Source organism: Deferribacter abyssi (assembly GCF_049472655.1).
Classification (GTDB): Bacteria; Chrysiogenota; Deferribacteres; order Deferribacterales; family Deferribacteraceae; genus Deferribacter; species Deferribacter abyssi.
In genome coordinates this window covers 1-13,895 of sequence record NZ_JAQNCS010000003.1, presented here as the reverse complement: position 1 = coordinate 13,895, position 13,895 = coordinate 1, and the positions used below count along the sequence as shown (strand labels likewise).

10 protein-coding genes are annotated in these 13,895 nt (G+C 29.3%); 7 read left to right on the top strand and 3 right to left on the bottom strand.

The window, feature by feature from the left end; genetic code table 11:
- Positions 1-16: 16 nt before the first annotated feature.
- Genes OWK30_RS02060 through pyrR form a run of 3 tightly spaced genes read right to left on the bottom strand, consistent with a single transcriptional unit; the run spans position 17 to position 2,768 of the window.
- Positions 17-1,285 (bottom strand): dihydroorotase, encoded by a 1,269-nt coding sequence (locus tag OWK30_RS02060; RefSeq protein WP_423323127.1) that lies wholly within the window; start codon positions 1,283-1,285, stop codon positions 17-19.
- A gap of 2 nt (positions 1,286-1,287) precedes the next feature.
- Complete coding sequence (locus OWK30_RS02055; RefSeq protein ID WP_423323125.1) at positions 1,288-2,217, bottom strand: aspartate carbamoyltransferase catalytic subunit; 930 nt, start codon at positions 2,215-2,217, stop codon at positions 1,288-1,290.
- An 8-nt stretch (positions 2,218-2,225) separates the two neighbouring features.
- On the bottom strand, positions 2,226-2,768 hold the full coding sequence (pyrR, locus tag OWK30_RS02050) for a bifunctional pyr operon transcriptional regulator/uracil phosphoribosyltransferase PyrR (protein ID WP_423323123.1): 543 nt from the start codon (positions 2,766-2,768) through the stop codon (positions 2,226-2,228).
- Between the two features lie 226 nt (positions 2,769-2,994).
- Between pyrR and OWK30_RS02045 the strand changes: the two genes are divergently transcribed.
- From OWK30_RS02045 to OWK30_RS02015, 7 genes are all read left to right on the top strand, one after another.
- The gene (locus OWK30_RS02045) at positions 2,995-5,823 is read left to right on the top strand and encodes an anaerobic glycerol-3-phosphate dehydrogenase subunit C (protein WP_423323121.1); all 2,829 of its coding nucleotides are present in this window, start codon (positions 2,995-2,997) and stop codon (positions 5,821-5,823) included.
- Positions 5,808-7,013: a hypothetical protein gene (locus OWK30_RS02040; RefSeq protein WP_423323119.1), complete on the top strand. Its 1,206-nt coding sequence runs from the start codon at positions 5,808-5,810 to the stop codon at positions 7,011-7,013. The genes OWK30_RS02045 and OWK30_RS02040 overlap by 16 nt, the downstream gene beginning before the upstream one ends.
- Entirely contained in the window at positions 7,010-7,738 is a 729-nt protein-coding gene (locus OWK30_RS02035; RefSeq protein WP_423323117.1) for a hypothetical protein, read from the top strand. Before OWK30_RS02040 ends, OWK30_RS02035 begins: the two co-directional genes overlap by 4 nt.
- 94 nt (positions 7,739-7,832) lie before the next feature.
- Positions 7,833-9,155, top strand: a complete 1,323-nt coding sequence (gene miaB, locus OWK30_RS02030) for a tRNA (N6-isopentenyl adenosine(37)-C2)-methylthiotransferase MiaB (protein ID WP_423323115.1) — start codon at positions 7,833-7,835, stop codon at positions 9,153-9,155.
- 6 nt (positions 9,156-9,161) lie between these two features.
- The gene (locus OWK30_RS02025) at positions 9,162-9,641 is read left to right on the top strand and encodes a bifunctional nuclease family protein (protein WP_423323113.1); all 480 of its coding nucleotides are present in this window, start codon (positions 9,162-9,164) and stop codon (positions 9,639-9,641) included.
- Positions 9,629-10,759 carry a metallophosphoesterase family protein gene (locus OWK30_RS02020; protein WP_423323111.1) on the top strand — a complete coding sequence of 377 codons (1,131 nt, stop codon included), beginning with the start codon at positions 9,629-9,631 and terminating at the stop codon, positions 10,757-10,759. The genes OWK30_RS02025 and OWK30_RS02020 overlap by 13 nt, the downstream gene beginning before the upstream one ends.
- Complete coding sequence (locus OWK30_RS02015) at positions 10,756-13,764, top strand: AAA family ATPase (RefSeq protein ID WP_423323109.1); 3,009 nt, start codon at positions 10,756-10,758, stop codon at positions 13,762-13,764. The genes OWK30_RS02020 and OWK30_RS02015 overlap by 4 nt, the downstream gene beginning before the upstream one ends.
- Positions 13,765-13,895 lie beyond the last annotated feature (131 nt).

Here is a 13,895-nt window from a genome sequence, read left to right as displayed (position 1 = left end):
ATATTCTGTTTTTTAATTAATGAAATTCATAAACAATATTTCCATTTTTAATAGTATAAACTGCAGCTCCAATTAATTTTTTATTGAAAAAAGGAGTGTTTTCTGATTTAGATTTGTTAATTTTTTCATCGAATATGTATTCAATTTTATCATCAATAATTGTTATATCAGCTTTTTTACCCTTGGCGATATAACCTCTATCTTTAAGATTTAAAATTTCAGCTGGTTTAAAAGAGGTAAGATAAACGAATTTTTTCATATCAATATTTTTAGTTTTTACTAGTTTTAGTGTTAGTGGAATTAACGTTTGCAGTCCGGTTATTCCAAATGCGGCATTATCAAATTCGACAAATTTTTCAATTTTATGATGAGGAGCATGATCTGTTGCTATTATATCGATGGTACCATCTTTTAACCCTTCGATAATAGCATTTTTATCTTCTTCTGTTCTTAATGGTGGGTTCATTTTATAGTTTGTATCGTAAGTTAAAAGGTCTTCGTCAGTAAGTGTAAAGTGATGTGGCGTTGCTTCAGCTGTTACATTTATACCTATCTTTTTTGCCCACCTTATTAGCTCTACGCTTCCCTTAGTACTTACGTGAGCTATGTGAACATGAGCATTGGTAAGTTTTGCAAGAAGTATATCTCTTGCAATCATAACCTCTTCTGCTTCAGCAGGTATCCCTTTTAAACCTGTGATTGTAGAGATTTTACCTTCGTTTATTACTCCGTTTCCAGCAAGATTTTTATCTTCAGCATGACTAATAATAAAGGAATCAAATTGACTTGCGTATTCAAGTGCTCTTCTCATTACTTCAGAATTCATAACCGGTAGACCGTCATCAGAGAATGCTAAAGCACCAGCTTCTAAAATATCTCCCATTTCAGTTAATTCTTCACCTTTCATCCCTTTGGTTATTGCAGCAACAGGAAAAATATCTATTATTCCAATTTTTTTTGCTTTTTCTATCATGTATTTTGTGATAGAGCTGTTATCATTTATAGGTTTTGTGTTTGCCATTGGGAGACATGTAGTTATTCCTCCTGCTGCGGCTGCTTTGCTACCAGACTCTATGTCTTCTTTGTATTCAAGTCCAGGATCTCTGAAATGAACATGCATATCAATAAGACCAGGAACAACATATTTATTAGAGCAATCAATTACAGTTGTATTTTCAATATTTTCTTTTGTTATATCTGCAATTTCATCATTATTTATTAAAATATTTACATTTTCCTCAATTTTGTCAAAATTTATTACAGTACAATTTTTTAGTAATAGCATTTTTATTCCTCCTTTTTGTTAAGTGATAATAAGTATAGTACTGCCATTCTTATGGCAACACCATTTTTTACTTGTTCAAGTATTACTGATTGTTTGCTATCGGCAAGGATACTTGGTAATTCTACACCTCTGTTAATTGGTCCTGGATGCATTATAATGGCGTCTTTTTGGGCAAGGGAAAGAATTTTTTTATTGAGACCGAAAAACTTTGAATATTCTCTCAAAGAAGGTAATAAAAGATTTGATTGCCTTTCTCTTTGTATCCTTAACATCATAATTACATCTGCATTTTCAACGGCCTCTTCCATATTTGAGCAAATTTTGCAGTTAAAATATTTAAAATGTTCAGGAAGCATTGTTTTTGGCCCAAAAAGGCGAATATTGACTCCTAATTTACTCATACCCCACAAATTTGATCTTGCTACTCTACTGTGTTCTATATCTCCAATGATTGCGACATTTAAATCCTCAAAATCACCTTTGTATTCCTTAATAGTCATTAAATCAAGAAGAGCTTGTGTAGGATGTTCATTAGTTCCATCACCGGCATTTACTACATTTGCTTTTGTGTTTTCAGCAATAAATTTTACTGACCCTGAAAAGGCGTGTCTTACCACAAAAATATCAGAGTACATAGCTTCAATATTTTTTATGGTATCGATAAGAGTTTCCCCTTTTGAAGTACTGCTTGATGAAGCAGAGAAATTGATAGTATCAGCAGAAAGTCTTTTACCTGCAATTTCAAAAGATGTTCTCGTTCTTGTAGAGGGTTCGAAGAATAAGTTAACAATTGTTTTTCCTTTTAAAGTGGGTACTTTTTTTACATCTCTTTCATTAATTTCTTTTAATTTTTCCGCTGTTTCAATAATAAATAAAATTTCTTCTTTACTAAGGTCTTTTAAACCTATAAGGTCAGTTTTAGTAAAATACATAATACCCCTCACTTAATATTTTTACTGATGCTTATACTATCTATTCCATCTAATTCTTTTAGTTTAACATTTATTCGTTCATCAAGACTGGTGGGGACATATTTACCTTTGTAATTGGGCTGAATTGGAAGTTCTCTATGTCCTCTATCTATTAATACGGCAAGAATAATTTTTTTTGGCCTACCATAATCGGTAATGGCATCAAGAGCAGCTCGTACAGTTCTTCCTGTAAATATCACATCATCTACGAGTATTATGTTTTTATTTTTCACATTAAAATGGATTTCTGTTCCTTTTATTATGGGAAATTCTGATATTTCTGTTAAATCGTCTCGGTAAAGAGTAATATCTAAGTATCCTATCTCAATATCTTTGTTTTTAAATTGTTTTATTTTATCTTTAATTCTGTCGGCTAATATAGCACCTCGTCTTTTTATTCCGACTATTTTAGTGTTTTCGAAGTCTGTACATTTTTCTATGATTTGAAATGTTAATCTTGTGAGGATGTTATCAAGCTCATGTGCATTTAAAATTTCTTTTTCATATTTCATCCTTAACCTCCTAGTTAAAAAAAAAGCCCTCCGGATAAACCGGAAGGCCTTTTAAAATATTTTTCAAATTTATGATTAAAAACCTATTCAACATTAGCTACCCTTATATATATTGATTCTGTCAGTTTTTATGATAGATGTCAAGATTTTCATTTATTAATCTTTACTTTATTAACTTCTGTTATTATATTTATGAAAAATTTTAATCTTAAATGGGGAAAAGAAGATGCCACAACTTACAGATAATATTTTTGATGAGTTGCATGAACTTATTAAGGGGGATGTATATACTGATAAACTTAGGAGGTATATGCATTCTACTGATGGAAGTATTTATAAAGTAGAGCCATCCTGTGTTGTGTATCCAAAGGATGAAGAAGATGTAAAGTCTGTAATTAATTTTGCTTTGAAATATGGCTTATCAGTACATCCTAGAGGAGCGGGGAGTGGATTGTGTGGTTCAGCTATTGGTAAAGGTATCGTGATAGATTTTATGAAATATATGAATAGGCTTTTGGAAGTAAATTATGAGGAGGGATATTTTATTTGTGAACCTGGATATCGTTTTGGGGAACTTGAAAAAGTAATTTCAAAAGAAGGTTTTTTCTTTCCTCCTGATCCCTCTAGCGGTGAATATGCTTCCTTTGGTGGTATGTTTGGAACTAATGCAAGTGGTGCACATTCAGTGAAGTATGGTAATGTTTCTGATTATGTACTTGATGCTGAGATTGTTTTAAGTAACGGTAAAAAAATTGTTATTTCTGAGGTTTTTAATAAGAATTATGAAGAACTGGATGATTATTTAAAAAGGATTTATGATCTTTATGAAAAAAATAAAGAAAAAATTGAATCAGCGTATCCACCTGTAAAATATAATGTTACAGGATATAACTTAAGAGGACTTGTAGAAAGAGGAAGGCTTAATTTATCAAGATTGTTTTGTGGATCGGAAGGGACTTTAGGTGTTGCTACTAAATTGAAGTTTAAAATAATTCCTAAACCTAAATATGATAGTCTTATTGTGGCTTATTTTGACAATATTATTGCTAGTGCAGAAGCAGTTCAACTAATCTTACCAATGGGACCAAGTGGGATTGAAGTAATGGATAAATCTCTTTTAAAGATTGCAAAAGAAAATGATGAAACATTAAGTAGTAAGATTCCAAATGGAGTAGATAATGTACTGTTAATTGAATTTGATTCTTTTGATAAAAATGAAGCAAAAATGTTGGCTGAAAAGGCTAAGGCACTAATGGATGAACATGGTTTGACAAATAGTGCTTTTTTAGCAGTTGAGAAAGAAGAAAAAGAGAAATTTTGGGCAATTAGGAAAGCTGCAGTACCAATATTGTATAAATTAAAAGGGAAAAAGAAAATTTTGGCTTTAATAGAAGATGCTGCAGTACCTACTGATAGGCTTGTTGAGTATTTTAATGGATTGTATGATATACTGGAAAAGCACAAAGTTGAATTTGTTATTTATGGCCATATTGCTAAAGGATTGCTTCACACCAGACCACTACTTGATCTAAAAGATCCTCATGATATAGATTATTTGAAAATTTTAGCAGATGAAGTTTTTGAGTTAGTAAAGTCTTTAGATGGTGCCATTTCTGGTGAACATGGAGATGGGAGGATTAGAAGTTATTATATAGAAAAACAATATCCTGAAATTTATACTATTTTCAAAAGTATTAAAGGTATTTTAGATGAAAATTATGTATTTAATCCTGATATAATAATTCATAGTGATCCTAATCAAGTAAAGAAATTTTTGAGATTTGGCAAAGATTATAGAAGTTATGATTTGGTTAATAAACTGCTTGTATGGAGAGAAAATTTTCTTGACGAAGTGGAAAAATGTCATGGATGCTCTAAATGCACAACTGTGACAGAAGCAACGAGGATGTGTCCAATATATAAGTTTACAAGAGATGAGATGGCTGCACCTAAGGCGAAAGCGAATATATTAAGAGCTTTAGTAAGTGGTGTCATTGATGATAAGGCTCTTTATGATAAAGCTTTTCAATATGTAATAAATCACTGTGTAAATTGTGGAAGCTGTTATAAGGAGTGTCCTTCAAATGTTAACATTCCCAAAATAGCTATGGAAGCAAAGGCTCAATATGTTAAAAAATATGGTGCTGGGATAGAGAAAAAACTAGTAGTAAGTGTTGAGCTAGCTGCTAGAACAACAAGGAAGATTTCACCATTACTTGCAAAAATTATGAAACCAAAATTTGTAAGAAAAATAAATGAGTTATTTACTGGGCTTTCTGAAGAAAGAAAATTTATTGCTTTTAAGAGCAAGTCGCTTTTTGAACAAGTGGATAAAGAAGAAGGAGCAGGTGAGAAATCAGTGCTTTATTTTGCTGGTTGTTATGCAGGGTATATTGAAACAAATATTGGATTATCAACAATAAAACTTTTAAAAACTATTGGATATAGAGTGTATATTCCAGATCAACATTGTTGTGGTTTACCCATGATTTCAAAGGGGATGGTGGATAGTGCTAAAAGGAAAATTTTAAGGAATTTATCAAAGTGGGGGAATCTTATTGATAAGGTTGATTATATTGTTGTTTCTTGTTCGTCATGTGGATTATCTTTACTTCAAGAGTGGGGATATTTGTTAAATACAGAGGAGATTGAGATAATAAGTAATAAAGTAATTCATATTACAAAATTATTGAACGATAACCTAGAAAAGCTAGAAATAGAACCTGACACTAAAAAATATGCTTATCATATGCCTTGTCATTTGAAGGTTCAAAAATATGCTAGCAGTTCAATTGATCTTATGCAAAAAGGTTTGGGCTATGATATCATTAACTTAAATTCTCATTGTTGTGGTATTGCTGGGAGCTGGGGGCTTTCTGCTGAAAATTATGGTTTAAGTATGGAGATTGCTTCTGATTTACATACAAAACTTAATGATTCGAATGTGGAAATAGCTATTACTGATTGTCCGACATGTAGAATACAAATGGAGCATATAAGTAATAAACTCATTTTGCATCCTGTGGAGGTTCTTGCTAAGTGTTTAAAAGATTAGTAGTTTTTTGCTTAGTTATTTTTACTTTTTTCTTTGTTTATGCCGAAGATAGCTCTGATTATTTTTTAGCAGTTTCTGCTTATAAAGATGGTTTTTATGATGTTGCGGAAATGAGTTTGCATGATTATTTGAGGCGTGCCGAAGATAAAAAGAAAATATTATTTGCAAATTACCTTCTTTACAAAATAAACTTTAAAAAGAAAAATTTTGATGAGGCAATGAAATATATAGGTTTTATAAAAAATACTAAGGATGAAAGAATCAATTTAAAAGATGTTAGAGCTGATAAATTATTTATCTTTACTTTAAAAGATTGCGAAGCTGCTAAAGGGTATTTGGACAAAAATTTTTATAATGAAACGTTAGCTGTTTATTTAAGGTCAAACTGTAATGTTGATAAAAATATTTCTAATAAAAGCTTGAGGCTGAGATTGCCAACCGAGCTGAGATTATTTCTTGCTGTAAAACTTAAAGATAATCCTGATGAGGTGGTTAAGCAGTTTTCGAAGCTGAATTTAAATAGGATTACGAACGAATACAAAAAGTCTTTTGCTGTGTATTTTTATAAAAATAAAAAATATGATTATTTCTGGAAAATATACAATATTTACAAAGATAATAACCTTGTAAACTTGGCATTAGAAAGGGTATGGAATTTAAAAATGTATAATTCTTTTATTAACAGTTTTGAGATAAATAGAAAAAAGTTTATTATTAGCAGTGTAAATTATTGTAGAGCTTATGAAGCTTATAAAAAATTAGGTAAAAACGCTGATTGCAATTTGCTTGATAAATGTTTTGATGAAAAAAATGCTGATTATTATAAGACAAAAATATCTTGTTATCAAAATAATAGTGATAAGGATGGGTTTGAAAAGAGTTTTTATATGGCTTTTGAAAAATATAGAGAGGTTGCATGTGAATTTGGTGTATATGGGTATGAAATTGGTAGAGTTGATATAAGTGTTTTGCAAAAATGTAGTAATAAGTATGCTATAGCTGAACAGTTGATTGTAAAAGATGATGGAAAAGCAGTTTTGAAGCTAATGAATAACGATAATAGTGATAGAGGGAAGTATTATAAGGTATTGGCTTATTTACTTTTGGAGGATACAGGTTCAGCTGAGAAGATTTTTAATTCTATTAAAAATAAAAAAATAAAAAATGAATTGTTGAAATTGCTAAAATGAAAAAAGTTATAATTTTAATAACAATATTATTTATGATGGTTGTAGGTGCAATTTGGTACTATATAAATAGTGCTACTTATAAATTATACAGAGAAGCTGTAGTTTTGGCAAAAGAAAAAAAATATTATGAAGCTTATGCAAAGGTTGTAAAATCTTTAACATATTATAAATTTAATAAAAAATCTTTGGTATTGAAGGCGAAACTATACAAAATAATTAAAGCTGAAGAAGACTATAAGAAGGCTGAAAGACTTTACAAAGAAGCAAGAAAAGCATATTTTGTTGAAGATTATGAAACGGCAAAAAAATACATAGCAGACTGTTTTGATTTATTAATCAATATACCAAGTGATGTTCCTGTCAAAAAAAAGGCAGATATACTTCTTGAAGAGGTAAAGAAGGATATTGATAAATTTTCTGTTGTGATTTCTAAAGCATATATTGATAAAGCTTTAACTCTTTCAGCTAAAGGCGATTATGTAGCTGCATATGAATATTTGGAAAGGTTGGGATTTGAAAATGATAGGGTAAAAAGGTTGAAGATGGATTTTGCATTTGTAATTGGGAATAAGAGATACACCTATGTTCTTTCTCATAAAGGGAGTGCAGATAAGACTTATATCAACGATGCAATTTATTGGTTGTCAAAAATTGATAAATCTCATCCAAAATATGAGATGGCTCAGAAAGAGCTAAAAGTGCTTAAGGGTTTATTGAATAAATGACATTTTAATGATTATTTTTTTATATGGTATTTGTAAAATTTGTCTTTTTTTTTGATAATATTTTAATGAAATAAAGGAGTAATAGGAGTAGGTTATGAGGAAACTTTATATAAAAACTTTTGGTTGCCAGATGAATGAATATGATTCAGAGAGGATTGTTTCTGTTTTTGCACAACGTGGTTATGATTTGACGGATAATATAAGAGAAGCTGATTTTGCAGTTATCAATACTTGTAGTGTAAGGGAAAAACCTTATCATAAGGTGGAGAGTGAGCTTGGCAGATTAAAGTTTATGAAAAAAAGTAACCCCAGTTTTAAAATAGCAGTGTGTGGCTGTGTTGCACAACAAGATGGTGAGAAATTTCTTGATAGATTTAAATATGTGGATTTGGTATTTGGTACCAGTGCCATAAACAGACTTCACTCTTTGCTTGATTTGTTGGAACAAGGTGAAAGAGTATGTGATGTTAATGATGCAAGTGATGAGCTTTCTATTCCTGTTTTTGCTAGAGAAAAAAAAGTATCAGCTTTTGTTACAATAATGAAAGGGTGTGATAATTTTTGTTCTTATTGTATTGTCCCTTATGTTAGGGGAAGAGAAACAAGCCGTAAGCCAGATGAAATCTTGGATGAGATAAAATATTTAGTTGATAATGGTGTAAAGGAGGTTACTCTTTTAGGTCAAAATGTAAACTCTTATGGAAAAAACCTTGATGTATCGATTACTTTTACAGATTTACTTTATAAAGTTCATGAAATAAATGGATTAGAAAGATTAAGATTTGTTACTTCACACCCTAAGGATTTTTGTGATGATTTAATTTATGCTATTAGAGATTTACCGAAAGTATGTGAATATCTTCACTTACCTTTACAGGCGGGTTCTAGTAGGATTCTTAAACTAATGAATAGAAAATATAGTTATGAAGAGTATAAAGATAAAGTTTTAAAAGCAAAAGAGTTGATTCCTGGTTTAGCATTATCATCAGATTTTATTGTAGGGTTTCCAGGTGAGACTGAAGATGACTTTGCTATGACTTTAAAAGCTTTGGAAGAGATAAGATATGAATCTATTTTTGCTTTCAAGTATTCTCCTAGACCTAAAACTAAAGCAAGTGCGTGGGAAGATAATGTAAGTGAAGAAGAAAAATCAAGTAGACTTGATGAAGTTTTGAAACTTCAATCGAAAATTACTGAAGAAATTAATAAGAGTTATAAAGGTAAAATTCAAGAGGTGTTGATTGAAGGGTTTAGTAAAAAGGATGAAAATGTTTTTTCTGGTAGAAACAGGCAAAATAAGGTTGTAAATATTTTGTCAAATTATAAATTAAATATAGGTGATATTGTTACTGTCGAAATAATTGAAGCTAAGAAAAATTCATTGTTGGGAAGAGTGGTTGAATATGCTGGGAGGTAAGATTTTATGAAAGAAGTATCAGTTAAATGTGTGATTAAGGATCCTGTTACTGCTCGTTATGTTTTAATTCTTGAAACAAAAGATGGTTTTTATGTACCTATAAAAATAGGTGTATTTGAGGCAGAAGCAATTTATACAGAACTTAATCAGATTGTTCCACCAAGGCCGATGACATATGATTTTATAACTGGTATTTTAACTGCCATTGAAGATGTTAAAATTGAGAAAGTAATTATAGAGGATTATGAAGATGGTGTGTTTAAAGCAAGTCTTTATTTAGCAAATGGGAATAATTATAAAGTAATTGATTGCAGGCCATCTGATGCTATAGCGCTTTCTTTAAGGATAAAATCTCCAGTTTATATTAAAGATGTCGTGCTAAACAAGTGTAAATGTTTTACTAGAGATTGTATTAAAGGGGAAACTGGAGTTGATATTTTAGAAGAGATTTTAACTGATCAGGGTACTACTCGTTGGGATGTATAAAGTTTATTCATTTTGCTGATTTACATATTGGAAGAAGTTTATCTTTTTTGAGAGCTCATGATGATTATGAACTCTATGGGAAAATTCTTAGTTTTGTAAGTGAGTTAGCAGATAAGTATGATATAAGTTTTTTTGTTTTGCCAGGTGACATTTTTAATTCCACTATTATAGATTATAAATTCAAGTTTCTTTTTACAAGATTTTTAAAAAAAAATAATAACAGGCGTATTTATTTCTTGTCCGGTAATCACGACTCTTATGAAAGAGAATTTTACGATTTCTTTAAATATTATGATAATTTTATAATTTTTAATAATAACGAAATAAAATTTTATGATGAAGGTGATATAAGTGTTGCTGGGGTCAATCTTGATTATTCTTTAAAAAATGTTAACCCATTGAAAAAGTGTGATAGGGGAGTTTTTCGTAAACCCACAGTTTTTTTGATGCACTCAAACTTTATAGGTTTAGTGGGTGATCATGAAAATTACCTTCCCATTGGTGTTGATGATTTGAAAAAGTTTAATGTTCCTGTTTATCTAGCAATGGGGCATATTCATCAATATTATTTTAAGATAATTAATAATGTGACTGTAGCTTATCCTGGGTCACCCATTCCTGTAAGAATTAATGAGATAGGGAATAAATATCTAAACTTAGTTGAGTTTGATGGAAAAAATTTTTCAGTCAGTAAGATTAATACGGGTATTATGATTTATGAAAAAGAGTTGGTTGTAAAGGAATGTGATAAGTTAGAAAATGTTTATGATAAGCTAGCAAGAGTTATTTCTGATCAATTTTATTATTTTATTAAAATTAGAGGCGTTGCAAGAGGAAAATTAAAATGGGAGTTGATAGAAGCTAAAAAAGATTTAATGGATGAGTTTCCTAATATAGTGGACATGTTAGATGAAAGCTTGACTGACTTTGAGCTGAAGGAAATCGATAAGATGGGAATTTTTCAAAAGTTGTTGTATGAAGAGTCTCTGAAAGAGATGGAAATATTTGATGAAAATCTTAAGAAATTAATCAAGAAATATGATATTAGTTTAGATTATAACAAACTGAAAAAAAATGCTTTATCTTATTTGTTTGCAAATATAGTGAATGATGAATGATAGTTAAAAAATTAAATTTAGAAATTGAGAATTTATTGAATGTGACGTTTACTTTTGATAAGAAAGTAAATGTTATATATGGTGAGAATGAAACTGGTAAAACTACAATTTTGACATTTTTTAGATATTTATTTTTTCCAAAAGCAAGAAAAGCTAGACCTTGGTATGTGGCAAACCTTACTGCTGATGCTTTGATACAATTAAATGAAGAAAACTTTATAATCAATTTTGATAAAAAAAATTTAAGAGTTGTTCCTTCTGAAAAAATTTTCTTGGATATTGAAGAATTATTTGATTTTGAATCATTTAAGAATAGTTTTGCTATTACTCAGGAAGAACTGTTTAAAATAGAGTATTTTGATTTACTCAAAAAAAAGAGAGAACTATTTTTAGGCGTTTCAGGTCTTTCTTATTCTAATGATTTGTCTGAAATGATTAGTTCCTTAAAAAAAGATATTGATAAATTATATAAACAAAGGGGGAGAAAACCGTATATCAACCAGCTTAAGGATAGGTTGAAGAGTTTAGAGAAGGAGATAAATGATGCTAAAGATGAAATTCAGGATGTTGATTCTGATCTGAACAGAAAAAAAGTCCTTGAAAAGGAACGACAAGATTATGAGAAAAGAATTATTGGTTTAAAGAAAGAGATAGAGAATATTAGAAAACTTCTAACCCCTTTTGAAAGCTATCTTGAAATAAGAAATAAAAAGCAGAAATATAACGTGTTGTCAAAGGAAGTGATAGTTGATGAGCAAAGTTTTAATAATATAAAAAGGTTAAGAAAAGAAATGGAGGAGGTAGAGAGGTTAATTGAGGAGAAAGTCTATAGACTTTCTGTTTTAAAGGGTGAAATTGGGAAAATAGATTATGATATAAAAAGAGATTTACTTGATAAATTTAAAAAAGGTTATTTTTTGTATGGTGATTATGATTTTGATGAACTTTTTCGCAAAAAGGAGAAACTAGAATTAGAAATAAACAATTTTTTTGAAAATGTAGAATTTAATGTTGAGGAGCTTTCGATTGTAGAGAAGAAGGTTAAAAAACTGTTAAATAATTACAATTCTTTAAAGCAAAATCTTGAGTTGTATAATACAGAGTATGAAAAGAAAAAGGGTATTTTGACAGCTGTCGATGAGAATGAATTAAAAGAGAATCTATTTCGATTGAAAAAGAAGAAAGAAAAAATAATAAATTTGATTGACATACTTCGGGAGAAAGAAAAAATTTTAAGTAGGATTAATGAACTGGATGAACATTTAAAAGATATTGATTTAGAAAAACTGCAAGATTTAAATACTAAACTTAGAAAGTTTAATAACAATCCCTTGGTTGATTTTAATGAAAGGGAAATTGAGAAAGTAAAAAGTTTATTGCCAAAAATAAAGTTGATAAGTTTTTCCCTTATTTTAGTAGATATTTTAGGTTTGGTATTTGCAATCGGTAAAAATATTAGTTTTATAATTTTGGGATTAGTTCTGTTGTTTTTAATTTCTGCATCAAGTTATTTTTTATATTTTAGGTTATTAAGAAAATTTAACGTATTTTCATATAAAGAGTTTTTGGAATATTTTAATGAATTTCAGAATCTTAAGAACTTGAAAAATGAAAACATCGATGACGTTCTAAAAAAAATAAATGAGATTGAATTTCTGAGAAATGAGAAAGAATATTTAAAAAATAAGTTAAAGCAGTTTGATGGTGTTGTGGGAGATATGGAAACGTTAGATAGAGAGCTTTGTGAAGTGGAAGAGGAAATTGACGAATTAAAGCAAAAATTGGCTGGGTTGAAGATTTTGAAAAGTGAGTATGATGAATTAGTTACAAATATTGAGAAAGTAAAAATGGATTTGGGAAGAATAGAGTTGGAAATTAAAAGTTTTGGGTTTCATCTGAAAGATGAAGAAAAGATTTTATTGGATATAGAGAAAGTTAAAAATTTAATTGCCGAGAAGAAAAAAGTTGATGATCTCATTGCTAATATAAATGATTTTAATCATACTGTTAATAGGTTAAAAAATGAATTGAAGCTTAGTGATGATAAAAGTCTTGATGATTTAGCCGAATTTGTAGAAAGAGTGGTAACAGGGCAGGATTATAAGTTGAAATTGGAAAGTGAATATAATTTAACCCAAAGTGAATTGGTGCAGTTGAGAATAAGATTTAAAAATATGCAAAAAAATGTAAAAGATATTCTTGTTAAATTTGGAGTGAATAGTTTCCATGATATGGAACTTGGTTTTGAGAATTTTAAGGTGTTAAAAGGCTTAAAGGAGGAAATAAAAGAGCGTGTTTCCACTTTTGAAAAGCGTTTTGGTATTGAGTATGAAGATTATTCAAAAAGAGTGGAAAATGTTTCAGAGTTACAGCTTCAAAATTCTTTAAATGAGAAAATAAGTGAAATGGAAGATTTACAAAGTAAATTGCAAAAGGTGATAGAAGATATTAGTAGATTAGATGAAAGGATAAATATATACATGAATAAAGATATTCTTCATAAAAAAGAAAGTGAACTTGAAATGTTAAAAGATATACTCAAAAGTAAGTTGGAAGAGTTTGCTATAAAAACATTTTCAATAAAAATTTTAGAAAATACATTAAAAAGATATGAGGAAGAATATCAGCCTGAATTGTTGCAAAGTAGTTCGAAATATTTTGAGAAGTTTACAAATGGTCGGTATACACAAATACGAACAAATATAGATGGCAACCTTTTTGTTTTGAGTATGGATAATAAGATTAAAAGGGTTGATGAGTTATCAGCTGGTACAAAAGATCAGCTTTTTCTTGCATTGAGACTTGGTTATATTGATATGATTGACAAAAAATTGCGATTGCCGCTATTTTTTGATGAAATTACTGCAAATTTTGATGATGCGAGAGAACTAAATTTTTTAGATACATTAGAAAAAATCAGTGATACAAGACAGGTTTTTATTTTTACATGTAAAAAGACATTAGTTTCAAAACTTGATGAGAGATTTTTTGTTTATAATCTTTAACAGTTTGTAAGTTGATAATTAGTTGCTCTAAAATAGTATAGATCAACTTAATAAAATTTTACTTATTTTCATTATAACGTTAGTCAAATATTACTTGCTTAAAATAGGATTGTTTGAGTATATTACAATAT